This window comes from Curtobacterium flaccumfaciens (assembly GCF_018598405.1).
Lineage (GTDB): Bacteria > Actinomycetota > Actinomycetes > Actinomycetales > Microbacteriaceae > Curtobacterium > Curtobacterium aurantiacum.
The window spans coordinates 12,819-39,589 of record NZ_JAHEWS010000028.1; the positions used below are offsets into that span (position 1 = coordinate 12,819).

26 protein-coding genes and 2 tRNA genes are annotated in these 26,771 nt (G+C 70.4%); 10 read left to right on the top strand and 18 right to left on the bottom strand.

The features are described 5' to 3' along the window. Positions 1 to 30: 30 nt before the first annotated feature. The gene (locus KK097_RS15300; RefSeq protein WP_214545331.1) at positions 31 to 1,221 is read left to right on the top strand and encodes an MFS transporter; all 1,191 of its coding nucleotides are present in this window, start codon (positions 31 to 33) and stop codon (positions 1,219 to 1,221) included. A 66-nt stretch (positions 1,222 to 1,287) separates the two neighbouring features. Here the strand turns inward: KK097_RS15300 and KK097_RS15305 are convergent. The 4 genes from KK097_RS15305 to KK097_RS15320 all read right to left on the bottom strand — a co-directional run bounded on the left by KK097_RS15305 (position 1,288) and on the right by KK097_RS15320 (position 5,684). Next, a tRNA-Ser gene (locus KK097_RS15305) sits at positions 1,288 to 1,377 on the bottom strand. Positions 1,378 to 1,894: 517 nt separating this feature from the next. Next, the gene (locus KK097_RS15310; RefSeq protein ID WP_214545332.1) at positions 1,895 to 3,208 is read right to left on the bottom strand and encodes an LCP family protein; all 1,314 of its coding nucleotides are present in this window, start codon (positions 3,206 to 3,208) and stop codon (positions 1,895 to 1,897) included. Positions 3,209 to 3,379: 171 nt separating this feature from the next. Further along, the gene (locus KK097_RS15315) at positions 3,380 to 4,060 is read right to left on the bottom strand and encodes a GntR family transcriptional regulator (RefSeq protein WP_214545333.1); all 681 of its coding nucleotides are present in this window, start codon (positions 4,058 to 4,060) and stop codon (positions 3,380 to 3,382) included. A gap of 169 nt (positions 4,061 to 4,229) precedes the next feature. After that, the gene (locus KK097_RS15320) at positions 4,230 to 5,684 is read right to left on the bottom strand and encodes an MFS transporter (protein WP_307858410.1); all 1,455 of its coding nucleotides are present in this window, start codon (positions 5,682 to 5,684) and stop codon (positions 4,230 to 4,232) included. A 205-nt stretch (positions 5,685 to 5,889) separates the two neighbouring features. Here KK097_RS15320 and KK097_RS15325 point away from each other — a divergent pair, with 205 nt between their 5' ends. Together KK097_RS15325 and KK097_RS15330 are read left to right on the top strand one after the other, a co-directional pair. Then, positions 5,890 to 7,275, top strand: a complete 1,386-nt coding sequence (locus KK097_RS15325) for a MoxR family ATPase (protein ID WP_214545334.1) — start codon at positions 5,890 to 5,892, stop codon at positions 7,273 to 7,275. Beyond that, entirely contained in the window at positions 7,268 to 9,304 is a 2,037-nt protein-coding gene (locus tag KK097_RS15330) for a vWA domain-containing protein (RefSeq protein ID WP_214545335.1), read from the top strand. The genes KK097_RS15325 and KK097_RS15330 overlap by 8 nt, the downstream gene beginning before the upstream one ends. A gap of 71 nt (positions 9,305 to 9,375) precedes the next feature. Here KK097_RS15330 and KK097_RS15335 read toward each other — a convergent pair whose 3' ends face one another. Genes KK097_RS15335 through KK097_RS15345 form a run of 3 tightly spaced genes read right to left on the bottom strand, consistent with a single transcriptional unit; the run spans position 9,376 to position 11,459 of the window. Continuing rightward, complete coding sequence (locus KK097_RS15335) at positions 9,376 to 10,134, bottom strand: Rv2133c family protein (protein WP_214545336.1); 759 nt, start codon at positions 10,132 to 10,134, stop codon at positions 9,376 to 9,378. After that, entirely contained in the window at positions 10,131 to 10,658 is a 528-nt protein-coding gene (locus KK097_RS15340; protein ID WP_071406497.1) for an Rv2134c family protein, read from the bottom strand. Before KK097_RS15340 ends, KK097_RS15335 begins: the two co-directional genes overlap by 4 nt. Positions 10,659 to 10,691: 33 nt before the next feature. Next, complete coding sequence (locus KK097_RS15345) at positions 10,692 to 11,459, bottom strand: Rv2135c family putative phosphatase (RefSeq protein WP_214545337.1); 768 nt, start codon at positions 11,457 to 11,459, stop codon at positions 10,692 to 10,694. A gap of 91 nt (positions 11,460 to 11,550) precedes the next feature. Between KK097_RS15345 and KK097_RS15350 the strand changes: the two genes are divergently transcribed. Together KK097_RS15350 and KK097_RS15355 are read left to right on the top strand one after the other, a co-directional pair. Beyond that, entirely contained in the window at positions 11,551 to 12,705 is a 1,155-nt protein-coding gene (locus KK097_RS15350) for an AI-2E family transporter (RefSeq protein ID WP_214531221.1), read from the top strand. A 76-nt stretch (positions 12,706 to 12,781) separates the two neighbouring features. After that, positions 12,782 to 13,210 (top strand): BLUF domain-containing protein, encoded by a 429-nt coding sequence (locus KK097_RS15355; RefSeq protein ID WP_017888306.1) that lies wholly within the window; start codon positions 12,782 to 12,784, stop codon positions 13,208 to 13,210. A gap of 45 nt (positions 13,211 to 13,255) precedes the next feature. Here the strand turns inward: KK097_RS15355 and KK097_RS15360 are convergent, their stop codons facing one another. The 5 genes from KK097_RS15360 to KK097_RS15380 form a co-directional block, all read right to left on the bottom strand. Then, positions 13,256 to 13,864: a ScbR family autoregulator-binding transcription factor gene (locus KK097_RS15360; protein ID WP_214531223.1), complete on the bottom strand. Its 609-nt coding sequence runs from the start codon at positions 13,862 to 13,864 to the stop codon at positions 13,256 to 13,258. Between the two features lie 71 nt (positions 13,865 to 13,935). Further along, entirely contained in the window at positions 13,936 to 14,406 is a 471-nt protein-coding gene (locus tag KK097_RS15365; protein ID WP_214545338.1) for a BLUF domain-containing protein, read from the bottom strand. Between the two features lie 117 nt (positions 14,407 to 14,523). Next, positions 14,524 to 15,897: an ABC transporter substrate-binding protein gene (locus tag KK097_RS15370; protein ID WP_214545339.1), complete on the bottom strand. Its 1,374-nt coding sequence runs from the start codon at positions 15,895 to 15,897 to the stop codon at positions 14,524 to 14,526. 26 nt (positions 15,898 to 15,923) lie between these two features. After that, on the bottom strand, positions 15,924 to 16,865 hold the full coding sequence (locus tag KK097_RS15375; protein ID WP_214545340.1) for a carbohydrate ABC transporter permease: 942 nt from the start codon (positions 16,863 to 16,865) through the stop codon (positions 15,924 to 15,926). 11 nt (positions 16,866 to 16,876) lie between these two features. Next, a complete protein-coding gene (locus KK097_RS15380; RefSeq protein WP_250893376.1) occupies positions 16,877 to 17,845 on the bottom strand; it encodes a carbohydrate ABC transporter permease in 969 nt (322 codons plus the stop codon). A gap of 201 nt (positions 17,846 to 18,046) precedes the next feature. Here KK097_RS15380 and KK097_RS15385 point away from each other — a divergent pair, with 201 nt between their 5' ends. Both KK097_RS15385 and KK097_RS15390 read left to right on the top strand, forming a co-directional pair. Then, on the top strand, positions 18,047 to 19,327 hold the full coding sequence (locus tag KK097_RS15385) for a Gfo/Idh/MocA family protein (protein ID WP_439647658.1): 1,281 nt from the start codon (positions 18,047 to 18,049) through the stop codon (positions 19,325 to 19,327). A 66-nt stretch (positions 19,328 to 19,393) separates the two neighbouring features. Next, the gene (locus KK097_RS15390; RefSeq protein WP_439647659.1) at positions 19,394 to 20,416 is read left to right on the top strand and encodes a LacI family DNA-binding transcriptional regulator; all 1,023 of its coding nucleotides are present in this window, start codon (positions 19,394 to 19,396) and stop codon (positions 20,414 to 20,416) included. 59 nt (positions 20,417 to 20,475) lie between these two features. On the opposite strand, the gene KK097_RS15395 is transcribed toward KK097_RS15390, so the two are convergent. Then, positions 20,476 to 20,931: a winged helix-turn-helix transcriptional regulator gene (locus KK097_RS15395; protein WP_214531229.1), complete on the bottom strand. Its 456-nt coding sequence runs from the start codon at positions 20,929 to 20,931 to the stop codon at positions 20,476 to 20,478. An 84-nt stretch (positions 20,932 to 21,015) separates the two neighbouring features. Here KK097_RS15395 and KK097_RS15400 point away from each other — a divergent pair, with 84 nt between their 5' ends. Both KK097_RS15400 and KK097_RS15405 read left to right on the top strand, forming a co-directional pair. Next, positions 21,016 to 21,711 (top strand): SDR family oxidoreductase, encoded by a 696-nt coding sequence (locus KK097_RS15400; protein ID WP_214545341.1) that lies wholly within the window; start codon positions 21,016 to 21,018, stop codon positions 21,709 to 21,711. 114 nt (positions 21,712 to 21,825) lie between these two features. Then, positions 21,826 to 22,221: a hypothetical protein gene (locus tag KK097_RS15405; protein WP_214531233.1), complete on the top strand. Its 396-nt coding sequence runs from the start codon at positions 21,826 to 21,828 to the stop codon at positions 22,219 to 22,221. Positions 22,222 to 22,233: 12 nt separating this feature from the next. On the opposite strand, the gene KK097_RS15410 is transcribed toward KK097_RS15405, so the two are convergent. From KK097_RS15410 to serS, 5 genes are all read right to left on the bottom strand, one after another. After that, positions 22,234 to 22,797, bottom strand: a complete 564-nt coding sequence (locus KK097_RS15410; RefSeq protein ID WP_214545342.1) for a GrpB family protein — start codon at positions 22,795 to 22,797, stop codon at positions 22,234 to 22,236. Continuing rightward, positions 22,794 to 23,324 (bottom strand): GNAT family N-acetyltransferase, encoded by a 531-nt coding sequence (locus KK097_RS15415; RefSeq protein WP_214545343.1) that lies wholly within the window; start codon positions 23,322 to 23,324, stop codon positions 22,794 to 22,796. Before KK097_RS15415 ends, KK097_RS15410 begins: the two co-directional genes overlap by 4 nt. 2 nt (positions 23,325 to 23,326) lie before the next feature. Continuing rightward, positions 23,327 to 23,411, bottom strand: a tRNA-Ser gene (locus tag KK097_RS15420). Between the two features lie 83 nt (positions 23,412 to 23,494). Next, positions 23,495 to 24,358 (bottom strand): HAD family hydrolase, encoded by an 864-nt coding sequence (locus KK097_RS15425; protein WP_214545344.1) that lies wholly within the window; start codon positions 24,356 to 24,358, stop codon positions 23,495 to 23,497. Continuing rightward, positions 24,355 to 25,620 (bottom strand): serine--tRNA ligase, encoded by a 1,266-nt coding sequence (serS, locus tag KK097_RS15430; RefSeq protein ID WP_214545345.1) that lies wholly within the window; start codon positions 25,618 to 25,620, stop codon positions 24,355 to 24,357. Before serS ends, KK097_RS15425 begins: the two co-directional genes overlap by 4 nt. 55 nt (positions 25,621 to 25,675) lie before the next feature. Here serS and KK097_RS15435 point away from each other — a divergent pair, with 55 nt between their 5' ends. Continuing rightward, positions 25,676 to 26,746, top strand: a complete 1,071-nt coding sequence (locus KK097_RS15435) for a diacylglycerol/lipid kinase family protein (RefSeq protein WP_214545346.1) — start codon at positions 25,676 to 25,678, stop codon at positions 26,744 to 26,746. Positions 26,747 to 26,771 lie beyond the last annotated feature (25 nt).

Sequence of the window (26,771 nt, forward strand, 5' to 3'; positions counted from 1 at the left end):
GCGGCACAGCTCCACAACGGAAGGACATCCATGCCCGCGGGACTCATCGCCCTCGCACTCGGCGGATTCGGCATCGGCCTGACCGAGTTCGTCATCACCGGCCTGCTACCCGAGGTGGCGGCCGACTACGGCGTCACCGAGACCACCGCCGGCTGGCTCGTCACCGGGTACGCCCTGGCGGTCATCGTCGGAGCCCTCGGGCTCACCGCCGCGACCACCCGACTCCCCCGCAAGCCCGTCCTGCTCGGGCTGCTCGTGCTGTTCATCGTCGGCAACACCCTGTCCGCGATCGCCCCGACCTACGGCGTGATGATGACCGGCCGTGTCATCGCAGCCCTGTGCCACGGAGCGTTCTTCGGCATCGGCTCGGTCGTCGCCGCGAACATGGTCGAGCGGTCCGAGCGCGCCTCGGCCGTCGCGCTGATGTTCACCGGACTCACCGCGTCGAACGTGCTCGGCGTCCCGTTCGGCACCTTCCTCGGCCAGGCCGCCGGCTGGCGTGCGACGTTCTGGGCGATCGCGGCCATCGGCGTCGTCGCCCTGATCGGCGTGCTCGTCCTCGTCCCCGCAGTCCGCTCCACCGAGGTCCCGTCCCTCGCCCGCGAACTCAGCGCCTTCCGGTCCGGGCAGGTCTGGCTGTCGCTCGGCATGACCGTGCTCGGCTACGGCGGGATGTTCGGCGCCTTCACCTACATCGCGTACACGCTGACCTCGGTGTCCGGGTTCCCGTCGTCGGCGGTCCCGTGGCTGCTCATCGTGTTCGGCATCGGGCTGTTCGTCGGCAACTTCGCCGGCGGCAAGCTCGCGGCCCGCTCGATCGACCGCACGCTGCTCGTGGTGCTCGTCGTGCTGACCGTGGTGCTCGCGGTGTTCGCCCTCGTCGCGACCTCGCCCGTGCTCACCGTGATCGCCCTCGTGCTGATGGGGGCGTTCGGGTTCGCGACCGTCCCGGCCCTGCAGACGCGGGTGATGCAGTACGCCGACCACGCGCCGACCCTGGCGAGCGGGGCGAACATCGCCGCGTTCAACCTCGGCAACGCGCTCGGGGCCTGGATCGGCGGCCTGACCATCGCCGCCGGGCTCGGCTACACGTCGCCGATCTGGGCGGGGTCGGGGATCACCCTGGCGGCAGTCGTGCTGACGCTCGTGGCGATGGGCGCGGTGCGTCGGGGTCGCGCGGGGGCCCGGACCACGACGACGGGGAGCATCGCGACCGTCTGACGCGAGCGCTTCGGGTGCCAGAAACGACGAAACCCCGGTCCGATCGGACCGGGGTTCATCGTCGCGCGGAGACGGAGGGATTTGAACCCTCGGTCCCCTCAAAGGGGACTCCACCTTAGCAGGGTGGTGCACTCGGCCGGACTATGCGACGTCTCCAAGCACTCTCGCGAGCGCTGCGACCACCATACAGGAGGACCGCGCCACTCTCGACCCGACGCACACCCGCGCGTGGCACGACCCGTCGCACTCGGTCCCCCGAAGTGGGGACACGCTGGGGTTGTCGGGGCGTACCCCGCTGCATACCATCGTCGGGACGCGGCAATCACGTTCCGGGGCTCGTCCCCGTCGTCGCGACACAGCACCCGACGTCGTTCCCCGTGCGGGCCCGGCGCGCCCGATCGCGTGGCGCCCGGCGGGGAGCGACTTCCCCCGGGGGCGCGGCCCACCACCGCGCCCCCGTTTCTGTTTCGCCGGCGGGGGCACGGCTGACGTTCCGGCGCACGCGCACGCGCGCACGTGCACTCGCCGACGGTCAGTCCCGCGAAAGCGACACTGCGCCGCCGATCCGGCCCGACCGTGCCGCCACAGCGACAGAGTGCCGCGAACGTTCGGCGGCAGACTGTCGCTTTCGCGGAAGGGGGGCGACGGGCCAGCCCCACCGCCCAGCCGCGCCTCAGTACCCGAACGCCTTGGAGCAGGTCTGCTGGTCGGCGGACTGACCCTCGAGCCCGTCGATCGTCTCCGGCGTTAGGGACGGCGTGCGGGGCGCAGCGGACGACGGGGTGCCAGCGGACGGCGCCGCAGGGGTCGCAGGATCCGCGGGCTCCGGCGCAGCGGCCGGCGACGAGGGAGCCGCAGTCGGCTGCGTCGGGTTCGTCTCCGACCCGATGCCCGTGCTGTCCGCCCCGAGGGAGAACGACTGGTCGGCCTTGATCTTCGCGAACAGCCGGTCGGCCAGGTACGTCGTCGGCTCGACCTTGCCCTCGTAGACACCGGTGCCGCCCGTGGTGCCCGGGTACTGCACGAAGTTCACCTGCGCCAACGGCAGGTCCCGCAGCGCCAGACCCATCTGCACCATCGTGCCGATGTCGTTCAGGCTCTGGGACAGCTGCATGTTCGACGCCGCAGCCCGGGCCAGCTTGTACAGGCGGGTCGGCGAGCCGAGGGTGTCGTTCGACTTCACGGTGCGGAGCAGCGACGACAGGAAGACCTGCTGGCTCGAGATCCGGCCGAGGTCCGACCCGTCGCCGACCCCGTGCCGGGTGCGCAGGAACGCCAGGGCCTCGTCACCCTGCAAGGTCGAGGTACCGGCGGGCAGGTTCAGTCCGGTGTACGAGTCGGTGATCGGCTGGGCGACGCAGACCGGCACGCCGCCGATCGCGTTCGACATCTCGATGACGCCCTTGAACGACACCGCGGCCGAGTACTGGATGTCGAGCCCGGTCAGCCCGGAGACCGTCTGGGTGACGCAGTTCAGGCCGCCCTCGCCGAACGACGTGTTGATCGGCTGCGCGGCCATCGCCGGCGCCGTGCCCGTGCCGTCGGTCTTCTTGCACGCCGGGATCGGTGTGACGAGGTCGCGCGGGATGCTCACCGCGGTCGCGTTGGTGTGGTCGGCCGACACGTGCAGCAGGATGTTGACGTCGTTGAGGGTCGCGTCACGCTCCCCGAACGCCGCGCTCTGCTCGGGGTCGTTGTCGGTGCCGACGACGAGCATGTTGAAGCCGCCCTTGAAGGCACTGAGCGGCTTGGCACCCTTCGCCTTCGGCGCCGGCTGCCCCTGGATCTCGACGCCGTCACCGAGGTCGTCCGTGACCTGCTTCGCCGCGATGGCCGTCACCGAGACCGAGCTCACGAGCGCCACCGCGACGACGCCGGAGACCAACTTGGCGGCGGTGGCGAAGGGGCTCGAGCGACGCAGACGTCCGTGCCGTGCGATCCCGGCCGCTCGGTTCAAGCGGTGGGATCGATCGCGGACGTCGTTCACGGGCACTCCTGTCGTCGGTGGACACGCCGGGGACGGCAACCGGTCAAGGCTGCCACGACGTTGCCTGACGATCCAGTGCGAAGGACTTCGGCGTGCGGGGCGCGGGGTGCCGAGACCAGCGGACCCGCAGCGGTCGGCGGGGACCTGAACGGATCCGCAGCCGACCCGGCGTCAGGCCGGCACGACCACCCGGAAGCGGTCCGGCAGGGCGATCAGCGCGGTCGAGAGGTCGAGCAGTGCGGCGGCACACTCGTCGAGGGCGTCACGGTCGGCAGCGTCCACCGCACGCTCGACGATCTCGACCCGTCGTCGCCGGTCGACCACGGCATCGATGCCGTTCGCCAGGGCGACGTCGTCGGTGAAGAACATGTCGAGCACGATGCGCTGCGACAGCAACCAGTCGCCGCTGACCGACGACCCGCGGCGGCGCAGGTACCAGGCCCCGAGTTCGACGAAGGCACCGGCTTCGGTCCAGCACTCGCGCAGCCACGCCTTGTCGAACCGGTCCTGGTACCCGACAGAGGTCGACGGCGGATCGACGAGCAGGGCCTGGGCGATCCGCAGGCGCTCGATCATCTGGTCGACCGACCAGTGCGAGATCACGACCCCGACGTACCGCTGGACCGTGACGAGCTGCAGCGACTCGAGGGTCACGAGGGCTTCGCGCACAGGCGTGCGCGACACCCGCATGTCCGACGCCAGGGTGTCGAGCCGCAGACGCTGCCCGCGGCGGTACTCCCCCCGCAGGACGTTGTCGAGCAGACGCAGGAACACCGCGTCGCGCAGCAGACTGCGGCGTAGGCCGTGGGGGTCGAGGTCGCCGGCCCCGGCGCGCATGGGGGTGTGCTCCATCACCCCAGGGTCACGCACGGGCGGTGCCCCCGAGGCGGGGACGGTCGCCGCCGTGGATCGTGGTCGCCGGTGTCGCGCTGTGGAGGAGTGCCATGGAGGAACAGTGACAGCGCTGCGACGGCGGCGCTAAACACTCTGAATACAGAATGTCAGGCCGCCGCCGCGTGGCTCACTCCCGGTCCGACTTCGCGTCCCCGGTGAGCACCGAGAGCGGTTGGGTGACGTCCTCCAACCCCTTCCGTGCGGCGTCGACCCCGAATATCAACGCCACCACGCCGCCGCCGATCATCACCGCGGATCCGAGCAGGTACCCCCAGAACAGCGGCTCCCGCGACGAGCCGTCCCCGATGAAGGCGCCGTAGATGGCCGGCGCGATCGCACCGAAGATCTGTGCCAGGGCAAAGAAGTACGAGATGGCCTGCGACCGCAGCTCGAGCGGGAAGATCTCGCTGACGGTCAGGTAGGCGCTCGACGCCCCGGCGGAGGCGAAGAAGAACGAGACGCACCAGAACGCGACCTGCACCGTCGCCGAGATCGCGTCGGCCCGGAAGAGGAACGCCGACGTGGCGAGCACGAGCCCGGACACCAGGTACGTCAGGAAGATCATCTGCCGACGACCCCAGGTGTCGAAGAAGCGGCCGAGGATGATCGGGCCGAGCAGGTTGCCGATCGCGAACGGGAAGAAGTAGACCGCCGTCTCCGCCGTCTTCAGGCCGAAGAAGTTCGTGAGCACCAGGGCGTAGGTGAAGAAGATCGCGTTGTACAGGAACGCCTGCGTGATCATCATCGTCGCGCCGACGAGCGTGCGGGTCGGGTACTGCTTCAGCAGCACGCGCGCGATGGTCAGGAAGCCGACGCGATCGCTCGGCGTGACCGTCATCGCCTTCGACGGGTCGACGTCCGGCAGCTTCGTCCCGGTGGTCTGCTCCACCGACTCCTCGATGCGGGCGACGGTGGCCTCGGCCTCCTCCTCGCGCCCGTGCGTCATCAACCACCGCGGACTCTCCGGGATGTGCCGTCGCAGGAAGATGATCGCGATGCCGAGCACCGGGCCGAGGAAGAACCCGATGCGCCAGCCGACGTCCTCGGCGAAGTAGGACGTGTCGAGCAGGTAGATGTTCGCGAACGCGCCGAGTGCGGCACCGCCCCAGTACGTGCCGTTGATCGCGATGTCGACGTGCCCGCGGTACTTCGCCGGGATGAGCTCGTCGATCGCCGAGTTGATCGCGGCGTACTCGCCGCCGATGCCGAGTCCCGCGACGAACCGGAAGGCCGCCAGGAACCAGAAGTCCTGGGCGAGGCCCGCGATGCCCGAGCCGATCAGGTAGATCGCCAACGTCAGGATGAACAGCTTGCGGCGGCCCAACCGGTCGGACATCCGTCCGAACACGAGTGCACCGACGACCTGGCCGACCAGGTAGATGGTGCCGAGCGACGTCACCTGCTGTGTCGACAGGTTCAGGTCGGCTTGGAACCCCGCGTTCGAGACGATCTGGATCTCCAGACCGTCGAGGATCCACGAGATGCCGAGTCCGACGACGACGCTCCAGTGGAACCGGGTCCACGGCAAGCGGTCCATCCTGGCGGGCACCAGGCTCTTGATGGTTGCGTTCGCGCTGCTCACGAAAGGGGACCGTACGCCGAGATCGCCGATGTGGTTCAGATGCGGAACGAGGAACCGGGGACGGAGCCGGATCCCCCTACTTCGAATCCGGCTCCGTCGCCGGGATCTCCATGATCGCGGGTGCTGTGGAAACCCACAAGCGGTCTGGAGGCACGGTGCCAGCTGGCACCGTGCCTCCAGACCGCAACGGCGTAACGTCCAGAACGTGACCCGACCCGACATCCGCACGGTCGGCGAGCTCCGCACCTCTGGTCACGTCCAGAAGACGGTCCGCGCCGAGATCCGCGACAACCTGCTCACCGCCCTCCGCCAGGGCACCGATCCCTGGCCCGGCCTGCACGGCTTCGAGACCACCGTCATCCCCCAGCTCGAACGCGCCCTGATCGCCGGCCACGACGTCGTCCTGCTCGGCGAGCGCGGCCAGGGCAAGACCCGCCTGCTCCGCACCCTGCAGGGGCTGCTCGACGAGTGGACCCCGGTCATCACGGGCTCCGAGCTCGGCGAGCACCCGTACGAACCGATCACCACCGCGAGCATCCGGCGTGCCGACGACCTCGGCGACGCCCTGCCGATCAGCTGGCGGCACCGCGACGACCGCTACGTCGAGAAGCTCGCGACGCCGGACACGAGCGTGGCCGACCTGATCGGCGACGTCGACCCGATGAAGGTCGCCGAGGGCCGCAGCCTGGGCGACCCGGAGACCATCCACTTCGGGCTCGTCCCTCGTGGCCACCGCGGCATCGTCGCGATCAACGAGCTGCCCGACCTGGCCGAACGCATCCAGGTCGCGATGCTCAACGTGATGGAGGAGCGCGACGTCCAGATCCGCGGCTACGTGCTGCGGCTGCCGCTCGACGTGCTCGTCGTGGCGAGTGCGAACCCCGAGGACTACACGAACCGCGGCCGGATCATCACGCCGCTGAAGGACCGCTTCGGCGCCGAGATCCGCACGCACTACCCGATCGAGCTCGACGACGAGATCGCCGTCATCCGGCAGGAGGCCCAGCTGACAGCGGAGGTCCCCGATGCCCTGATCGAGATCCTCGCCCGGTTCACGCGGGCACTGCGTGGTTCGAGCGCCGTCGACCAGCGCAGTGGCGTGAGCGCCCGGTTCGCGATCGCCGGCGCCGAGACCGTGTCCGCCGCCGCCGTGCACCGCGCCGCACGCCAGGGCGAGGACGAGGCGGTCGCCCGGCCGATCGACCTCGAGACCGCGGTGGACGTCCTCGGCGGCAAGATCGAGTTCGAGAACGGCGAGGAGGACCGTGCCGACGAGGTCCTCGCGCACCTGCTCCGCACCGCGACCGCCGAGACCGTGCGCTCCCGGTTCACGGGCCTCGACTTCGCGGTGCTCGTGGACGCGCTCGACGGCGGCACGATGGTGACCACGGGTGAGCAGGTCAGCGCCCGGGCGTTCCTCGAGGGCCTGCCGTCGATCGGCGAGTCCGACCTGTACGACCAGGTGTGCGACCGGATGGGTGCCACGAACGACGGCGAACGGGCCGGCGCGATCGAGCTCGCCCTCGAGGGACTGTTCCTGGCCCGGCGCATCAGCAAGGAGTCCGGCGGGGGCGAAGCCGTCTATGGCTAGGCAGAACCGGCGCCTGACGCGCGACACCCGGTACGGCCGGTACACCGACGGACCCGACCCGCTCGCCGCCCCGGTCGACCTGGCCGAGGCGCTCGACGCGATCGGGCAGGACGTGATGGGCGGCACGTCGCCCGAGCGCGCGATGCGGGAGTTCCTGCGGCGCGGCGGACGGACGCAGCGCGGCCTCGACGACCTGGCCCGCCGGGTGGCGGAGCGCCGCCGTGAGCTGACGAGCAGGAACAACCTCGACGGCACCCTGCAGCAGGTCCGCGAACTGCTCGACCAGGCGCTGCTCGCCGAGCGCGGGGAGCTCGCCCGCAACGTCGACCTCGACGACGGCGACCGGGCCCTGGCCGAACTGCAGCTCGACAGCCTGTCGCCCTCCCCCGCCGCCGCGGTGCAGGAACTCGGCGACTACGACTGGACGAGCCCGACCGCGCGCCAGAAGTACGACGAGATCAAGGACCTGCTCGGCCGCGAGGTGCTCGACCAGCGCTTCGCCGGCATGAAACAGGCGCTCGAGGGTGCCACCGACCAGGACCGGGCCGCCGTCAGCGCGATGATGCAGGACCTCAACGCCCTGCTCGACGCGCACGCCCGCGGCGAGGACACCCGGCAGCAGTTCGACGACTTCATGGACCAGCACGGCACTGTGCTCTTCGGTACGACAGCCTTCCCGTCGAACCCTGCGAACGTCGACGAGCTGCTCGACGACCTGGCAGCCCGAGCGGCCGCGGCGCAGCGCATGCGCAACTCGATGACCCAGGAGCAGCGGGACGAACTCGACGCCCTCGCCCAGCAGGCCTTCGGCTCCCCCGACCTGATGGGGCAGCTGTCCCAGCTCGACGGCACCCTGCGCGCGCTGCGTCCCGGCGAGGACTGGGGCGGATCCGAGCGTATGGAGGGCGAACAGGGCCTCGGGCTGGGCGACGGCACCGGGGTGTTCCAGGACATCGCGGACCTCGACGCCCTCGCCGACCAGCTCGCCCAGTCCGGGCCGGGCTCGGAGCTCGACGACCTGGACCTCGACGCGCTGTCCCGGCAGCTCGGCGACGAGGCGGCGGTCGACGCGAAGACCCTGCAGCGCCTCGAGCAGGCGCTCCGGAACTCCGGGGCGATGCGCCGCGGTGCCGACGGGCAGCTCCGGCTCACCCCGAAGGCGATGCGGCAGCTCGGCAAGAGCCTGCTCAAGGACGTCGCCCAGCGGATGTCCGGCCGCCAGGGCGCGCGGGACCTCCGTCGCTCCGGTGCCGCCGGTGAACCCTCGGGGGCGTCACGGCAGTGGGCGTTCGGCGACACCGAGCCGTGGGACATCCCGCGCACGATCACGAACGCCGTGGTCCGGACGGCGGCCAGCGGTCGGCAGGGAGCCGGCGTGCACCTGAGCATCGAGGACGTCGAGGTGCAGGAGACCGAGGCCCGCACCCAGGCCTGCGTCGCGCTGCTCGTCGACACCTCGTTCTCGATGGCGATGGAGGACCGCTGGGTCCCGATGAAGCGCACGGCCCTGGCGCTGCACACCCTGGTGTCGACCCGGTTCCGCGGCGACGACCTGCAGCTCATCGCGTTCGGTCGCGAGGCCGAGGTGATGGACGTCGAACAGCTCGTGGGCCTCGACGCCATGTGGGACAAGGGCACGAACCTGCACCACGCCCTGCTGCTCGCGAACCGGCACTTCCGGAAGCACCCGACGGCGCAGCCGGTGCTCCTCATCGTCACCGACGGGGAACCGACCTCGCACCTCGAGCCGAACGGGCAGGTCTGGTTCGACTACCCGCCCGACCCGGTCACGATCGCACTGACGGTGCGGGAGCTCGAGAACGCCGGACGCCTCGGCGCCCAGACGACGTTCTTCCGGCTCGGCGAGGACCCGGGGCTGGCCCGGTTCGTCGACGCGATGGCGAAGCGGGTGGACGGCAGTGTCGTCGCGCCGGACAACGAGGACCTCGGGGTCGCCGTGGTCGGCTCGTACCTCGGCTCGCGTCGCGGGGCCGGCGGCGCGCTCTTCCGCGACGACTGGGGGCTCTGAAGCCGGCGACGGACGGCCTGGAGGCCCGTGGCGGGTCCGCTACGATCCTCCAGGCTGTGGACGGGGTGCGTCTAGAACAGCGGCCAGGGGACGGCGGGGCCGTCACCGGGCGGCGGCGGGAAGATCCCGACGGCGCGCAGGGCCGCGCAGCGCGCCCGGAGCGTGTCGATCTCCTCGTCCGTCAGGTGCTCGGCGAGCTCGTCACCGAGACCACCGCGCAGGGCTTCGGACACCCGGTCGAGGCCCTCGAGCTCGTCCGGCCCGAGCGGCTCCCCGATCCAACCCCACAGGACCGTCCGGAGCTTGTGCTCGACGTGGAAGGTGAGCCCGTGGTCGACGCCGAAGCGGTGGCCGTCGGGCATCGCGAGCACGTGCCCGCCCTTGCGGTCGGCGTTGTTCACGACGACGTCGAAGACGGCCATCCGGCGCAGGGCCTCGGAGTCCTCGTGCACGAGCGTGACGGGCTGGTCATGTTCGTCGATCGCCTCGAGCACGGGCAGCCAGGGCGAACCCGCCGCCTCGGCGAGCTCCGGCGTCACCAGGTCGACGGCGTCCTGCTCGGGGTCGACGTCCTGCCAGCGCTGCACCATGCCGGGCCCGAACGGACCGTCACCCATCCACGTGGGCGGGACGACACCCCAGCCGAACGCCTCGGAGACCAGGTGCGCGGCGATCTCGCGGCCGGCGAGCGTGCCGTCCGGGAAGTCCCACAGCGGGCGCTCGCCCTCGATGGGCTTGTAGACGACGGTCCCACCGTCGAGTTCCGCGAGGAAGGTGGCGTTGGACGCCTCGCGGATGCGCGCCCGGATGGACAGCGGACCGTCGCTCATGCGTCGCCGGGCGGACGACCGGCGGCGACGACCTCGCGGGTGCGTTCGACGAAGGCCCGGGCGGTGCCGACCGGGATCTTCACTTGGAACAGCTCGGCGGGCTCGGGGATCTCGACGACGGCCTCGATCTCGATGCCGTCCTCGCTCTCCTCGGACACGATCTCGACCTCGTCGTCGATCGGGTACGCCTCGATGACGACCTGCGCCGTGGACGGGTCGAAGCCCAGGCTCAGCGCACCGGCGCGGAACTCGGCCTCGACGGGCTGGTCGAGCGGCTCCGGGTCGCGGAGTTCGACCGGCACCGACGGCGGCACGCTGAAGCGGTTGTCGTCGACGGTCGCGACCTCGTCGAGGAGCTCGTCGATCTTGTCGGCGAGCACGGCGGTCTGCTCCTTCTCGAGCGCGACGCTGGTGACGCGACGACCGGAACGGGCCTGGATGTAGAAGGCGCGCTCACCCGGACGGCCGATGGTGCCGACGACGAGGCGGTCCGGCCAGTCGAAGCCGTGGACGATGGTGGGCATACCCGCATTGTAGGAGCGCCCGGCTCCGCCCGTTCAGGGTCGGGCAGGGCCGGTCGCGGAGTCGGGGGCCGGGGACCCGCCGGCGGTGCCTGCACCGGGTTCCGGATGGCCCGCTCCACCGCCGACCGCGGCGTCCCCGGTGGGCGCCGGAGCGCTGCCCAGCCAGGACAGGTCACCGGACTCGGTGTTCGTCGCGACGACCTCGGGGCGGTGCTCGCCGTAGCGCACGACGGACACCGAGGCCGGGCCGACGCCGATGCGCTGGAACAGGTCGAGGTGCATGCCGAACGCATCGGCGAGCACGCTCTTGATGATGTCGCCGTGGCTCACCGCGACCCAGACCGCGCCGGGCCCGTGCTCCGCCTCGACCTCGGCGTCGATGCGTCGGACGGCCGCGACGGCCCGGGACTGCATCGTCTGCATGGACTCCCCGCCGGGGAACACGACCGCGCTCGGGTTCGCCTGCACCGTTCGCCAGAGGGGTTCCTTCGCCAGGTCGGCGAGGGTCCGGCCCTGCCACTGCCCGTAGTCGGCCTCGGTGATGCCCCGCTCGATCAGCAGATCGGACGCGCCGGAGTGCCGGTCGGTCTGTCGGTCCAGGATCACGCGGGCGGTCTGCCGGCAGCGCTCGAGCGGGCTCGACACCACGGCGACGACGGGCACCGCGGCGATGCGCTCCGCGGTGCGATCGGCCTGGGTGCGGCCGACGGCGTCGAGTCGCACGCCGGCGGTGCGTCCGGCGAGGACGCCGGTGGCGTTCGCGGTGGTGCGTCCGTGACGGACGAGGAGGACGGTCGCCATGCGCCCGATCCTAGGCGGCGGGACCATCCGCCCCTGACGCGTTGCCCCACGGAACCGGCGCGTCGGCGCTCCGGTCGGTAGCGTCTCGGACATGCCGTTCTTCCGCGACGCTCCGCGCCCCACCACCCCGCCCACGCCGTCGAGGGTCCAGGCAGCCTGGTCCGACTCCGCCGGGCACTTCGCGACGCGCTGCCTGCAGCTCATCATCGTCGTGCTGGTCGTCGCCGGGATCGTCTGGGCGAGCAACATCCTGAGCGTCGTCACGATCCCCGTGCTCCTCGCCCTGATCATCGCGTCGGCCATGCACCCGGTGGTGTCCTGGCTGCGGAAGCACCGGGTGCCGTCGGTCCTGGCCACCCTCACGGTGCTCATCGGCGTGCTCGCGGTCCTCGGCCTGATCGGCTGGCTCATCGTCGTCGCGGTCGAGAACCAGTGGGCACAGCTGCAGAAGTCGGCGGTCGACGGGTTCCAGCAGCTGCAGGAGTTCGCGAAGAACCTGCCGTTCTCGATCTCGGACAAGCAGATCGACGACGCCGTCGCGGGCGCGTCCGACTTCGTCACGAGCGCACAGTTCGGCTCCGGTGCCCTCGCCGGCGCCTCGGCCACCGCCAACTTCCTGACCGGCCTGGTCCTGATGATCGTCGTGCTCTTCTTCTTCCTGAAGGACGGCCCGAGCATCTGGGAGTTCCTGCTCCGCCCGTTCACCGGCGAGCGTTACGCCCGGGCCCGTCGCGTCGGCGACCGGGTCGTCTCGACCCTCGGTGGGTACGTCCGCGGCACCGCGACGGTGGCCGCGGTCGACGCGATCGGCATCGGTGTCGGCATCGCGATCGTCGGGGTCCCCCTCGCCCTGCCGCTGGCCGTCATCGTCTTCATCACGGCCTTCATCCCGATCGTCGGTGCGACCGCCGCCGGCATCCTCGCCGCCCTCGTCGCGCTCGTGGCCCTCGGCCCGGTGCAGGCGCTCATCGTGATCGGCATCGTGGTCCTGGTGAACCAGCTCGAGGGCAACTTCCTGCAGCCGGTCCTGATGGGCCGCACGCTCAAGCTGCACGGCCTCGTCATCCTGATCGGCCTGACCGCCGGCACCGTCCTCGCCGGCATCACGGGCGCCATCATCTCGGTGCCGCTGATCGCCGCAGCCTGGGGCGCGATCCTGGTCTGGGACGGCCCGAACACCCCGGCCCGTCCGTGGCGCCAGAAGCGCAACGAGGACGTCACCGCGCACGAGCTGCCGCAGGGCTGATCCGCAGCGCCGATCCGCGGGGCGCGTTGCGGACATCCGCTTCGCGCAACGGCCTTCCACCCAGCAGGATGGAGGAGTGCTCGTCTCCATCGTCTACATGAGCCGTGCCGTCGTCCCCTTCGACGACCAGGCCATGGCGGTGCTGCTCGCGGAGTCCCGGCTGCGCAACGAAGCGCTCGGGGTCTCCGGGCTCCTGCTCGCCAAGGGCGGCCGGTTCATGCAGCTGCTCGAGGGGCCGGCGTGGAGCGTGCAGGACCGGTACGACGTGATCGCGAAGGACCGACGGCACGGTGAGGTGAAGTCACTCGTGCGCGAGGACATCGAACGCCGGCGGTTCGACGGCTGGTCGATGGCCTACCGCGCGCTCGACGACTCGGACATCCGGTCCGAAGCGGGCTTCAGTCCCTTCCTGTCGGGCACGATGGACTTCCCGCGGTCGTTCGACCGAACCAGTGCGGCCTGGCTGCTGAAGTGGTTCCGCGACCGCGAACTGCACGACCTCTGACCCGCCGGCAGCGCCGCACCCGCATGCCGCGCCGCACCCAGCGGTTCAGTCGGTCCCGAACGCGTCCTCGACGACGGTGAGCAGCCGGTCGCGGTGCTTCGGGTCCGCCGTCGCCGCGATCACCACACGCCACATCGTCGCCACGGCCGGCATCAGGTCGGTGCGCCGGGTCCGGACGTCGGACACGAGCTGCACGCCCGTGAAGTACGGCACCACGGTCGACCCGAGCTGCTCCGCGGTCAGGTCCGTCCGGAGTTCCCCGCTCGCGACCGCGAGCCGGAACACGTCGACGATCCCGCCGATCCACTGCTCGTAGAAGCTCAGCGTCGCGGTCTGGAACTCCCCGCGCTCCAGCGACAGCCGGATCCCCGCCCGCACGATCGGGTCGGTCCGGAGCAGATCGGCGATGCCGTGCGACGCCCCGATCAGCGCGGCGACGGGCGAACTGTCGGTGTGGCTGACGACGTCGAAGGTGCGGGCGTTCTGCTCACCGATGACGCCGAGCGCCAGGGCGAGCTTCGTCGGGAAGTGGAAGTGCAGGGTGCCCTGCGAGACGCCCGCCGTGCGGGCGATGCCCGCGATCGTCGCGCCGGCGAAGCCGACGCGGTCGAACTCCTCCGCCGCGGCCACCAGGATCTGCTCACGTCGTTCCACGGGACCAGTCTGTCGGTCTGGAGGCACGGGGCGGGCCCGCACCGTGCCTCCAGACCGAGGGGTGGTGCGTCTCAGGCCGCGTGCCGGCCGAGCGTGATGCGCTCCTCGGGCAGGTCCTGCAGGTCGCGCCCACGGAACCAGCGGAGCAGCCAGTCGGCGGGCGTGCCCGCCACCCCGGTCGGCAGACCGGTGCGGTCGCTGAGGAACGTGCTGAAGCCGGGCTCGTCACGGAGTTCGTCACCGGTCGGGCTGCCGAACGCCATCGCCCAGCCGTCGAACCGGCGCGTGGCGATGGACTCGCGCGACAGCGACTTCACGCCGGTGTGCCGCGGGTCGCGCTCGATGGCGGCGAAGCGGTCCTCGACGCTCCAGACCGGACCCTCGAGCACCTGCATGAAACGGCCGCCCTTGGCGAGCAGGAGCCCGGAGACGCCGAGCGCGTGGTTGCGGAGGCGTGCCTCGCGCAGCATGGCGACCAGCTGGTCGTCGGTCAGGTCGTCGGCGGCGACGGACATGTAGACGAGTGATGTGAGTGCTGTCATCGACTTCAGTCTGGGTCGCGGTCGCCGGAGGGGTCAACGCGTCGTCCGCACACCGCACCGGACGGTGCGGCATGCGGACGACGGGCGGGCTGTCGGGTTCCGGGTTCCGGGTTTCGATCAGGTGAGCGCGAGGAGGTTGTTGACCTGCTCGTTGACCCCGGTCAGCGTCGAGATCGGCTTGCCGTTCGCGTAGACGTCGTCGAAGGCGGGCTGCAGCAGGGCCTGCACGTCGGCGGGGTTCTTCGTGACCGGGAACAGGAACGTGGTGTCCTCCTCGACCTGCCGGGTGAACGCCGAGACGTCCAGGCCGCGTTTCCGGAACGACGCCACCGCGGCCTCGGTACCCGCGGGACGGGCTGGGAACACGATGCCGCTCTCACCGACGATCCGCTGCGCTTCGTCGCTGCCGAGGAACGCCACCCACTTCGCCGCGGCCTCGGGGTCCTTCGCCTGCTTCGTGATCGAGTCGCCGAGCCCGTTGAACATCGACGCACGGTGACCCGACGGGCCGATCGGGGTCGGGGCGACCGCGACGTCGAGGTCCTTCATGCCGAGGTACGAGCCGATCATCCACGAGCCGTTGAAGGACAGCGCGCACTTGCCCGCGCCGAGCTGGACCTCGGGCCCGGTCGTGGTGGAGAACACCCCGTACTTCGCCATGTAGCCCTTCTCGGCCAACCGGTAGTACCAGGCGAGGGTGTCCTGCACGACCCGCTCGTCGTAGCGGAACCGGTCGCCCCAGGGGTTCTCGTTCGTGTAGAACCAGTCGACCGATCCGGTGAACGGCGACCACTGGGTCTGACCGAAGCCGTCACCGCCGGAACCGTTCGACGAGATCCCGTAGACGGCGACGTCGTCCTTGTCGAAGCCGTCCTCGTCCCCACGTCGGCCCTTGGAGTCCACGGTCAGCCGCGCGAGCATCCGCTCGAACGTGCCGCCGTCGTCCGGGTTCCACTCGAGCGACCCGAGCTCCTCGGCGGAGACCCCCGCCTTCGCCATCGCCTTCTTGTCGTAGAACATCGCGACGGTGTCCCAGTCCTTCGGGGAGCCGTAGCGGTGGCCGTCCTGGCCCTTCCACAGTTCGGCGAGCCCGGACTGGTAGTCGTCGTCACGGATCCCCTTCGTGGCGTCGAGCTCGTCGAGTCCGTAGAGCACGTCGAGGTCGGCGTACTGCGGGAACTTCGTCAGGTGGTCGGTGAAGACGTCGGGCGCGGTGCCGGCGATGAAGCCCGCGGTGAGCTTGGTCCAGTAGTCGTTCCACCCGAGCTGGGTGATCTTCACGGTGATGTCCGGGTTCGCGCGGTGGAACGCGTCGGCGACGGCCTGGTACGCGGGCTGCTGGTTGGCGTCCCAGAGCCAGTAGCTCACTGTGCGCGCACCCGACCGGTTCGTCGTGCGGCGACCGGGCGACGAGCAGGCGGCGAGCGCGCCGAGGGCCAGGGCGGAGGCACCGCCGGCGAAGAGCGTGCGGCGGGTCAGTTGGTTCGTCATGGTGTTCGTCCTGTCCGACAGCCGGGTCACTTGATCCCGGAGAAGCCGATGGAGTTGACGATCCGCTTGGCGAAGACGCCGAACAGCAGGATCATCGGGAGCGCCGCCACCAGGGTCGCGGCCATGAGCCCGGCCCAGTCGGTGCCGGACTGCGGGGTCTGCGACTTGAAGACGCCGAGCGCGACGGTCAGCACCCGCGAGCTGTCGGTGTACGACACCATGAGCGGCCAGAAGTAGTCGTTCCAGCTCGTGATGTACGTCAGCACGGCGAGGGTGGCGATCGGGGCCGCCGCCATCGGGATGACGAGCCGGAAGAACACGCGGACCTTCCCGGCGCCGTCGATGAGCGCCGCCTCTTCGACCTCCTTCGAGATGCCGAGGAAGAACTGCCGCAGGAAGAACACCGCGAACGGGGTCATGAACATCGTCGGCAGGGCGATGCCGAGCAGGTTGTCGACGAGCCCGAGCTGCTTGATGAGCGTGAAGTTCGGCAGCAGCGTGAAGATCGCGGGGACCATCAGCCCCGCCAGGAACACCCCGAACACCTTGTCGCGACCGGGCCAGCGCAGCCGGGCGAAGGCGTAGGCGGCCGCTGCCGAGAAGAACACCTGGCCGACCGTGACGAGCGTCGACACCAGGATCGAGTTGAGCAGGTACCGCCAGAAGTTCAGCGCGGCGCCGGAGCCGCCCTGTGCCAGCGCCTCTTCGGTGGACTGCAGACCGAAGACCCGCTCGAACCCGCCCAGGCTGAACCCGACGGGCAGCAGCGAGGTGGGGTCGGAGTTGATCGCGGTGTTCGACGACAGCGCCGTCCGCAGGATCCAGTAGAACGGGAACAGGGTGACGACGATGACGAGGATCATCGCGACCCAGGCGAGCACCCGGCCGAGCGACGGGCGACGACGGTGGGCGGCGCCCATCCGCGGCGGGCGGGACGTGGTGACGGAGCGGGTGAGTGTCGTGGTCATGGCGCTTCCGTTCAGTCCAGGTCGGACTCACCCGAGCGGGTGAGGCGGTACTGGATGATCGTGATGATGCTGAGGACGATGAGGAGCGCGACCGAGACCGCGGACGCGTAGCCGAACTGGAACCGGCCGAACGCCAGGTTGTAGATGTAGTTCTGCACGACGTTCGTGGCGTTCGCGGGGCCGCCCTGCGTGGTGACGGCGACGGTGTCGAACACCTGGAACGACCCGATCACGGTGATGATCAGCACCAGGGACAGGATCGGGCGGAGCAGCGGCACCGTGATGCGCCAGAACATCTTCCACTCGCTCGCACCGTCGATGCGTCCGGCCTCGTACACGGTCTCGGGCAGCGACTGCAGGCCGGCGAAGATGAGCAGTGCCGTGTAGCCGACGTGCCGCCACACGTTGATGAGCGCGATCGAGGGGATGCCCCAGACGTCGCTCTGCAGGAACGGGATGCGGTCGAGGCCGAGTGCGGCGAGCATCTCGTTGCCGATGCCGAGCTGGGTGTCGAGGATCCAGAGCCAGACGAGGGCGGCGACGACGTTCGACACCAGGTAGGGCGCGAGCACGATGCCGCGCACGAACGTCGACTTCGTCAGCCGGTGCATCATCACGGCGATGAACAGCGCGACGACGGTCTGGATGACGATGTTGATGAGCACGTACTCGACCGTCACCACCATCGAGTGCCAGAAGATCGAGTCCTGCACCAGTCGGGCGTAGTTCTGCAGGCCGGTGAACTCGGGCTCGGTGAGCAGGTTGTACGACGTGAAGCTCAGGTAGATGCCCCGCACGGTCGGCCAGGCGAGGAACACCGCGAAGCCGACGGCAGCCGGCGCGATGAAGACGAGCGCGAGCCACAGGTCGTTCCTGGGGCGGCGCGGCGGGGACGTGGTGCGGGCGGGGTCGGCGGACCGACTCCTCCGCCTCGTGCTGGTGGCCGTCAAGGGTGACGACACAGGGCTCTCGGTGACCATCGCGACTCCTTCGTCTGCGGTGGACTGACGTGCAGCAGTCCGTGAGCCGGGAATCTACACGTGGGGACCACCTCAGGCAAGAGTCTTTTTCCGGGCTGTGGACAGGGGTTGTCACGTGTAGACAGCGTGTGTCAGGATGGCCCTCGATCGCATCGGAGCGACCCGCTCGGCGACGCATCCCACACCTCGGAAAGGTCACTGATGATCTCTGTCGGAATGGTCGGCGCGGGCCAGTTCGCCCCCCAGTTCGCCAAGCTGTTCAAGCTCCACCCCGACGTCGACCGGGTCTACGTCACGGACCTCGTCGACGAGCGCGCGTCCGAACTCGTCGAGGCACAGCACCTCGACGGCACGTTCGACGACTTCGACGCCGTGCTCGCCTCGGACGTCGACGCCGTCGCGATCTTCACGCAGCGCTGGACCCACGGCCCGCTCGTGGTCAAGGCCCTGCGCGCGGGCAAGCACGTGTACTCCGCCGTGCCGATGGCGATCTCCGTCGACGAGATCCGCGACATCATCGAGGCGGTCCGTGAGACCGGCCTCACCTACATGATGGGCGAGACGAGCTACTACAACCCCGCGACGGTGTTCGCCCGCAAGCAGGTGGCCGAGGGCGCCTTCGGCCGGGTGTTCTACTCCGAGGGCGACTACGTGCACGACATGGACCTCGGCTTCTACGCCGCGTACCAGTACAGCGGCGGTGACGACTGGAAGCGCACCGCCAGCTACCCGCCCATGCTCTACCCGACCCACTCGGTCGGCGGGGTCCTCGGCGCGATCCCCGGGCACGCGGTCAGCGTCAGCTGCATCGGCATCAAGGACGACCGCGGCGACGGCGTATTCGACAAGGACGTCAGCCAGTTCGACAACGACTTCTCGAACGCCACGGCCCTGTTCGAGCTCGACAACGGCGGGGTGATGCGGATCAACGAGATGCGCCGCGTCGGCTACCCGTCGCACATCCGCGAGTCCCGCTTCCGCTACTTCGGCACCGAGGCGAGCTTCGAGCAGCTGGCGAAGGTCAGCGTCTGGCAGGACAAGGAGGACTCGCACGACATCAGCGACAAGATCAACACGCAGGCGACGATGTCGCTCGACGACCCGCGTCTGGCCGACGTCGACCCGTCCCTGCGTGAGGCCTTCGTCTCCGGCTACGCCGAGGTCCACGACACCGACCGCCTGCCCGCCGAGTACGACGGCGTGCCGACCGGACACGAGGGCAGCCACCAGTTCCTCGCCGACGACTTCGTCCGCGCCGTCGTCGACCGGACCCTGCCGCCGGTGAACGCCTGGACCGCCGCACGCTTCACCCTGCCCGGCATCATCGCCCACCAGTCCGCGCTGCAGGGCGGCGCCCGTCTCGAGGTGCCGGACTTCGGTGACGCCCCCGAGACGACGAGCACTGCGGCGACGAGCGCTGCGACGACGAACGCACCGGCGTCAGCAGGCAGCACGGCGTCGACTACGATCGCGTCCGAGTAACACGTGTCGTTCGGGTGCCGGTCCTCGCGGGCCGGCACCCGAACGACGCTCCCGGACCCGACGAAGGTGGCACCCGTGACCGTCCCGACGAACCCGAGGGCGGTCACCCGTGCGGACGTCGCCCGCTACGCCGGTGTCAGCACCTCCGTCGTCAGCTACGTCGTGCACGACGGACCCCGCCCCGTCGCCCCCGCCACCGCCGCCCGGGTGCGCGAGGCCATCCGGGTCCTCGGCTACCGCCCGAACGCGAGTGCCCAGGCCCTGCGCACCGGGTCGTCGAAGATGCTCGGCCTGATCGTGCCGGAGCTCGACAACCCGTTCTGGTCCGAGCTCGCCGTCGCCGTCACGCACGCCGCCGCCGCGCGTGGGTACGACGTCCTGCTCGCCAACAGCGACGGTGACGCTGCCCAGGAGCGCGAGCGGCTCCGCAGCCTCTCCGCCCGCCAGGTCGACGGCGTCATCGTCACGAGCATCATGACCCACCCGGACCTGTCGACCGTGACCGACCCCGGTCTGCCGATGGTCCTGCTCAACACGTTCTTCGAGGTCCCCGAGTACGCCAGCATCGGTGTCGACGCCCTGCGCGGGGCTCTCGACGGCACCCGGCACCTGGTCGAGCACGGCTACGGGTCCATCGGCCTCGTGATGGGCCACACCGGGTCGATGGAGCTCCGTGAACAGGGCTGGATGCGCGCCCTCCGCGAGGCCGGCCTGCCCGACGGCCCCATCGTCCGCACCGCCTTCACCCGACGCGGCGGGTACGAGGCCGGCCTCCGCATGTTCGCCGACGACACCGGACCACGGGCCGTCTTCGTCAGCTCCGACATGCAGGCGATCGGCGTGATGCGCGCACTGTGGGAACTCGGGCTGCGCGTCCCGGAGGACGTCGCCATCGTGTCCTTCGACGGCGCAGCCGAGGCGGACTACACGAACCCGCAGCTCACCACGGTCCGGCAGCCGATCGAGACGATGGCCGTCGCCGCGGTCGACCGCGTGCTCGGCCTCGACGCCGACAACCAGTGGCACCGCGACCTGGTCCCCGCCGAGTTGGTCCTCGGCGCGAGTTGCGGGTGCGACGTGCGTCGCTGACCGGACGGGAGGCGCGGGGCGGGGCCGCCACAGGCCTCCTGTCCGTCAGCTGGTCGCGTTCAGGACGCCGGCTCCATGACGGCGCGGAGGCGCGCGGTCGGGATGCGCTGCTGCGCATCCATCGTCACTGCGGCGGCCTCGACCGCCTCGCCGCTCTCGGCGTCGACGAACCGCAGGTCCGACGGCCGCTCGGACGGGCGGTGCCGGTCGGCCCACCCGCCGAGTGCGAGCAACACGAGCGACAGGTCACGGCCGGCGTCGGTCAGCACGTACTCCTCGCGGGCACGGGCGCCCTCGGGCTTGTAGGTCGTGCGCTCGAGCACTCCCCCGTCGACGAGGGATGCCAGGCGTGCGGTCAGGACCTCGCGCGGGATGCCGAGGCTCTGCTGGAACTGACTGAAGCGGGTCGAGCCGCCGACGGCGTCGCGGACGACCATGAGCGTCCACTTCTCGCCGAGGACGTCGAGGGAGCGTGCGATGGGGCAGCGCTCGTCGCCGCCGAGGATGCCGAGCATGTGTTCATCCTAGCTGGGTTCGATTTCCGGACACAACGTGCTAGGTTCGGTTTCCGTACTCAACTTCTCTTCTTTGGAGCACTCATGACCGACCTCACCAACGCCGTCGTCCTCGTCACCGGAGCGAACGGCGGCCTCGGCGCCGAGTTCGTCCGCCAGGCCCTGGAGCGTGGCGCCACCAAGGTCTACGCGACCGCCCGCAACCCCCGTACCTGGCACGACGAGCGCATCGTCCCGCTCACCCTCGACGTCACGAGCCAGGAGAGTGTCGACGCCGCGGCCCGCACCGCCGCCGACGTGACCGTCGTGGTGAACAACGCCGGGATCGCCGGCTCGGATCCGCTCGTCGACGTCTCCGTCGAGGAGGTCGAGCGCATCTTCGCCACCAACGTCTTCGGCGCACTCCGCGTCGCCAAGGCCTTCGCCCCCTCGATCGCCAACGGTGCGCTGATCGACGTGCACTCCGCCCTGAGCTGGGTCGCCCTCGCCGGCGCGTACTCGGCGTCGAAGGCCGCGTTCTGGTCGATCACGAACTCCCTGCGCATCGAGCTCGCACCCCAGGGCACCCAGGTCGTCGGCGCCCACCTCGGCTACACCGACACGGGCATGATCGCCGACCTGGACGTCGAGAAGTCCGACCCCGCCGACATCGTCCGCGCCATCTGGGACGCTGTCGAAGCCGGCGAGCACGAGGTCCTCGCCGACCAGGTCAGCCGTGACGTCCGTGCCGGTCTGAGCGCCCCGCTCACCGCGCTCTACCCGATGCTCGCCACCGCCTGAGACCTGTCCTCGTCGGGACGGTGACGGTTCTGGTTCACGAACACCCGGGTTCGTGAACCAGAACCGTCAGTCGCCTCGTCCTGCTACTCGCTCCTCTGCCTGTACCCTGAGCCGATGACAGCGGGCGCAACGTCAGAGCGGCGCACGGGGTGGACATCGGCGAGGCGGATCTGCGCGTTCTGGGCCACCGCGGCGCTCGGCGTCCTCCCGGCGTGGGGCTCGTGGATGTGGCTCTACCTCGCATCCGACGAAGACGCCCGCGGGACCGCGCACGACCGATCCTGGCCGAACGCAGCCGTCCTCTCGCTCGGCGGGATCCCGCTGCTCATCGCCCACGTCGTCGGCCTGGCCGTGCTGGTCACCCTCGCCGCTCGGGCCAGACGCTCCATGGGTTCTGCGGCCGCGCTGGGCGTCATCGTGCTCCTCGGGGATTCGCTCATCGGACTCGGACTGTCGCTGCTGCTCACCGGCGGCCAGGTCGTCGTCACGCCACAACCGTTCCAGCCGTGAGCGCGTCGCCGGTCAGCCGCCCGCGCCGCGGTCGGTGATCCGACGATTCGTGGCGGTGATGGCGGCGCGCTCGTCGTCGGACAGGCCGCCGACGCGCAGGATCCGGCCCAGCACCTCGCTCTTCCGCTCGATGTAGTCGTCGATGTCCTCGGCCTCGGTGGCCGCACGGCGTTTCACGGCGGCGTACTCGTCACGCAGCACCGGGTCGGCACGCAGCACGTCGCGGACGGCCAGGTGGTTCCGCAGCGCGAGCGATCCGGTCGTGACGACGTAGGTGTTGGTCGGGGTGAAACGCTCGGGAGCCCGGAACGCCTGCCGCCCCGGAACCCCCAGTTCACCGCATGGCTCGAAGCCGATCGTCGCCAGTGCCGCCACCGCAGCGGGGACGTCGGACGCGTCCACCACGACGTCGACGTCGAGCACGGGCTTCGCCGCCAGGCCCGGCACGGACGTGCTGCCCACGTGCTCGATGCTCCGGAACGGCGCGTCGGCGGCCTCGAGCGCAGCGGCGTACGCACCGTGCAGTTGCCGGAACCGCTCGGGCCAGGTCGGTCGGTACTCGACGACCTCGATCACGGGGCCGACGTCTGGGCGAGGAGCTGGAACATGACGTGGTCGCGCCAGACCCCGTCGATCTTGATGTACTCCGGCGCGAAGCCGTACCGGGTGAAGCCGGCCGACTCGAGTGCGCGCTGCGAGCCGACGTTCTCGGGCAGGGTCTCGGCCTGCACGCGGTGCAGGCGGAGCACGTCGAAGGCGTGGGCCGCAGCGGCTCGCACCGCACGGGACGCGTGCCCCTGGCGCGTGCGGTCGGCGCGGATCCAGTAGCCCATCGCGCACGACTGCAGGGCGCCGCGCGTGACGCCGCTCAGCGTGATGCGGCCGAGGAGTTCCCCGTCGATCGACTCGATGACGAACGGCACCGCGTTGCCGGCACGCTGCGCGGCGAGAGCCTGCGTGATGACGTCCCGCTGGCCGGACTCCGTGTAGTAAGACGGCGCGCGGGCCGGTTCCCACGGACGCAGGAACTCGGCGTTCGCTGTGATGACCGCAGCCAGGACGGCCGCGTCGTCGAGGCGGAGTGGGCGCAACCGTGTGTCCATCGCGGAGGGTGTGGGATTCGAACCCACGAGACATCTCTGCCCACCTGTTTTCAAGACAGGCTCCATCGGCCGCTCGGACAACCCTCCAGTGACGCGACCACGTGGCGAGACGTGATCGCGTCCCGGGAAGTCTACCCGGGCCTCCAGGCAGGGGTGCGCGCGAGCGCGGACTAACGGGGCAGGGAGTCGAGCGCCGCTGCCAGGCCGTCGTCGGTGATGCCGCCGGTGAGCTCGTTGCCGGCGTCGACGACGTCGTCGGGGGCCTGGCCCATGACGACGCCGCGACCGGAGGTCGAGGCCCAGCGGAGCATGTCGATGTCGTTGCGGCCGTCGCCCGCGGCGAAGACGCGGGATCGCGGGATGTCGAGCCACTCGCGCACGCGCTCCATCGCGGTGGCCTTCGTCACGCCCTCGGGAGCGATGTCGAGCCACGACGTCCAGCCGACGGAGTACGAGACCTTGTGCAGGCCCATCTGCTCGACGATCTGCAGGAAGTCCTCGGTGTCGTGACCGGGCGAGATGACGACGACACGGGTGGCCTCGACGCCGAGCAGCCGCTCGAACGGCACGTGCTCGCCCGCGACGGTCATCGTGTCGTCGGGGAAGTTGCCGGACAGCAGGAAGTGGCCGGTCTCGTCCTCGACCCCGAAGGCGGCGTTCTCGAGCGCGCCGTGGATGGTCTGCAGCACCTCGGACGGGTCGAACCGCTCGACGTGTTCGCGCACGTAGGAGCCGTCGGCGCGGCGGGCCAGGATGAGCGCTCCGTTCGCGCACACCAGGTACTTCGGACGGATGCCGAGGGTCTCGAGCAGGGGCACGGTCATGCCCTCGCTGCGGCCGGTGGACAGCATGACCTCGTGCCCGGCGGCCTCGGCGTCGCGCACGGCGGCGACCACCGCCTCGGTGATGACACCGTCCTCGCGCATGGTGGTGCCGTCGATGTCGAGCGCGACGAGCCAACGCTTGGTGCGGGCGGGCGCGTCAGTGCCCGCACTCTGCGAGGTGCCGTCCACGAACCGTCCCTGGGTGCTCATCGGGGCTCGATCACCTCGACGCCGCCGAGGTAGGGGCGCAGCACCTCGGGCACGACGACGGAACCGTCGGCCTGCTGGTGCGTCTCGAGGATCGCGACGATCCAGCGGGTGGTGGCGAGCGTGCCGTTGAGGGTGGCGACCGGGGCGGTCTTGCCGCTCTCGGTGCGGTACCGGATGTCGAGGCGGCGGGCCTGGTAGGTCGTGCAGTTCGATGTCGAGGTGAGCTCGCGGAACGTGCCCTGCGTCGGGACCCAGGCCTCGATGTCGTACTTCTTCGCCGCGCTCGTGCCGAGGTCGCCGGCGGCGACGTCGATCACGCGGTAGTGGAGTCCGAGGTCCTGGAGCATCTGCTCCTGGTGGGCGACGAGGCGCTCGTGCTCGGCCTCGGCCTGGTCCGGGTTGACGTAGGCGAACATCTCGAGCTTGTTGAACTGGTGCACGCGGAGGATGCCGCGGTTGTCCTTGCCCGCCGAACCGGCCTCACGCCGGTAGCAGGTCGACCAGCCGGCGTAGCGGTGGGCCTGGCCTTCCTCGAGCGGCAGGATCTCGTCGGCGTGGAACCCGGCGAGAGCGACCTCGCTCGTGCCCGTCAGGTACAGGTCGTCGGCCTCGAGCCGGTAGACCTCGGCCGCGTGCTCACCGAGGAACCCGGTGCCGGCCATCGTCTCGGGGCGGACGAGCGTCGGGGTGATGAGCGGCTCGAAGCCGGCGGCGATCGCACGGTCGAGCCCGAGCGACATCAGCGCGATCTCGAGCCGGGCACCCATGCCGCGCAGGAAGTAGAAGCGTGATCCGGAGACCTTCACGCCACGCGGGATGTCGATGATGCCGAGGTGCTCGCCGAGGTCGGCGTGGTCCTTCGGCTCGAAGTCGAACTCGGGCTTGGTGCCGACGGTGCGGAGCGTGACGAAGTCGTCCTCGCCACCCTCGGGCACCCCGGGCAGCACGACGTTCGGGATGGCCCGGACGACGGTGTTGAAGGTATCCTCGGCCGCGGTGACCGTGGCCTGGGCTTCCTTGACCTGGGCGGAGAGGGCCTGGGCCTGCTGCACGAGCGCGGCCTTCTCGTCCTTCGGGGCCTTGGCGACGGTCTTGCCGAAGGCGTTCTGCTCGGCGCGGAGCGACTCGAACGAGGTGAGCGCGCTACGGCGGGCGGAATCGGCGGCGACGGCTTCGTCGACGACGGACACGGAGGCACCGCGTGCCTGCTGTGAAGCCTTGATGACGTCCGGGTTGTCGCGAAGCAGCTGTGGATCGATCACTCGCCCCATCCTAGACGGGGCAACCGCACGCAGCCTCGATCGGTAGCGTGGACGTATGTCGACCCCTTCGGAGACCGCGCCCGCGGACCAGGACGCCCTCCCCACCGAGCAGCGGACGGCCGCGGTGGTCTACAACCCGGTCAAGGTCCACCTGCCGACCCTCAAGCGCACGGTCCAGGAACACCAGGAGCAGGCCGGCTGGGCCGAGACCCTGTGGTTCGAGACCTCGGAAGAGGACCCGGGCGGCGGCATGGCGCGCGCAGCGATCGAGGCCGGTGCCGACGTCGTCGCCGCGGCCGGTGGCGACGGCACGGTCCGCGCGGTCGCCGAGGTCGTGCACGAGGCCGGTTCGACCCTCGCGCTGCTGCCGAGCGGCACCGGCAACCTGCTCGCGCGCAACATGAAGCTGCCGCTCGACGACCTGGCCGCGAGCGTCCGGACGATCTTCCACGGCGACGACCGGAAGATCGACTTCGGCATGCTCAAGGTCGAACGCCCCGGCGGCGAACGCGAACGCTTCGGTTTCCTGGTGATGGCCGGTCTCGGACTCGACGCCCGGATGCTCGTGAACACCCGGCCCGAACTGAAGAAGAAGGTCGGCTGGCTCGCCTACGTCGACTCGCTGTTCCGTTCGGTGCGCGACGCCAACGCGTTCGAGTTCCGCTACCAGCTCGACGAAGACGGCACCCACTCGCTCCGCGCGCACTCCCTGATCGTCGGCAACTGCGGCATGCTGCAGGCCGGCGCGATCCTGCTCCCGGACGCCGAGATCGACGACGGCGTGTTCGACATCGCCGTGATGCGTCCCCGCGGATTCTTCGGCTGGGTCCGGATCGGCGCGCGGGTGTTCTGGGAGAACGGGATCCTGCGGGCGTTCCGTCGCTCGTCCCTGGGCAAGACCGCGGTGGGCAAGAAGATCGTCTCGAAGTCGCGCGAGGAACGCCCCCTGCGTTACCTGCGCGGGCAGGAGTTCACGGCCCGGCTCGAGCGGCCCGACGAGTTCGAGATCGACGGCGACCCGGTGGGCGAGGTCATCGCCTTCCGGTCCCGCATCGACCCGATGGGCCTCGCCGTGCGCGTGCCGGACCCGGCGGACGACCGCCACGGCTCCCGCCAGGTGCCCTGAGCCGAGACGGGTGGGTGGGCCCGCC

What these genes read in the sequence shown, in the direction of transcription:
- KK097_RS15300 (WP_214545331.1), top strand. Translation starts at nt 31, where the DNA reads ATGCCCGCGGGACTCATCGCCCTCGCACTCGGCGGATTCGGCATCGGC.
- KK097_RS15315 (WP_214545333.1), bottom strand. Translation starts at nt 4,060, where the DNA reads ATGGAGCACACCCCCATGCGCGCCGGGGCCGGCGACCTCGACCCCCAC.
- KK097_RS15330 (WP_214545335.1), top strand. Translation starts at nt 7,268, where the DNA reads ATGGCTAGGCAGAACCGGCGCCTGACGCGCGACACCCGGTACGGCCGG.
- KK097_RS15335 (WP_214545336.1), bottom strand. Translation starts at nt 10,134, where the DNA reads ATGAGCGACGGTCCGCTGTCCATCCGGGCGCGCATCCGCGAGGCGTCC.
- KK097_RS15340 (WP_071406497.1), bottom strand. Translation starts at nt 10,658, where the DNA reads ATGCCCACCATCGTCCACGGCTTCGACTGGCCGGACCGCCTCGTCGTC.
- KK097_RS15345 (WP_214545337.1), bottom strand. Translation starts at nt 11,459, where the DNA reads ATGGCGACCGTCCTCCTCGTCCGTCACGGACGCACCACCGCGAACGCC.
- KK097_RS15350 (WP_214531221.1), top strand. Translation starts at nt 11,551, where the DNA reads ATGCCGTTCTTCCGCGACGCTCCGCGCCCCACCACCCCGCCCACGCCG.
- KK097_RS15365 (WP_214545338.1), bottom strand. Translation starts at nt 14,406, where the DNA reads ATGACAGCACTCACATCACTCGTCTACATGTCCGTCGCCGCCGACGAC.
- KK097_RS15370 (WP_214545339.1), bottom strand. Translation starts at nt 15,897, where the DNA reads ATGACGAACCAACTGACCCGCCGCACGCTCTTCGCCGGCGGTGCCTCC.
- KK097_RS15375 (WP_214545340.1), bottom strand. Translation starts at nt 16,865, where the DNA reads ATGACCACGACACTCACCCGCTCCGTCACCACGTCCCGCCCGCCGCGG.
- KK097_RS15380 (WP_250893376.1), bottom strand. Translation starts at nt 17,845, where the DNA reads ATGGTCACCGAGAGCCCTGTGTCGTCACCCTTGACGGCCACCAGCACG.
- KK097_RS15385 (WP_439647658.1), top strand. Translation starts at nt 18,047, where the DNA reads ATGATCTCTGTCGGAATGGTCGGCGCGGGCCAGTTCGCCCCCCAGTTC.
- KK097_RS15395 (WP_214531229.1), bottom strand. Translation starts at nt 20,931, where the DNA reads ATGCTCGGCATCCTCGGCGGCGACGAGCGCTGCCCCATCGCACGCTCC.
- KK097_RS15400 (WP_214545341.1), top strand. Translation starts at nt 21,016, where the DNA reads ATGACCGACCTCACCAACGCCGTCGTCCTCGTCACCGGAGCGAACGGC.
- KK097_RS15405 (WP_214531233.1), top strand. Translation starts at nt 21,826, where the DNA reads ATGACAGCGGGCGCAACGTCAGAGCGGCGCACGGGGTGGACATCGGCG.
- KK097_RS15415 (WP_214545343.1), bottom strand. Translation starts at nt 23,324, where the DNA reads ATGGACACACGGTTGCGCCCACTCCGCCTCGACGACGCGGCCGTCCTG.
- KK097_RS15425 (WP_214545344.1), bottom strand. Translation starts at nt 24,358, where the DNA reads ATGAGCACCCAGGGACGGTTCGTGGACGGCACCTCGCAGAGTGCGGGC.
- KK097_RS15435 (WP_214545346.1), top strand. Translation starts at nt 25,676, where the DNA reads ATGTCGACCCCTTCGGAGACCGCGCCCGCGGACCAGGACGCCCTCCCC.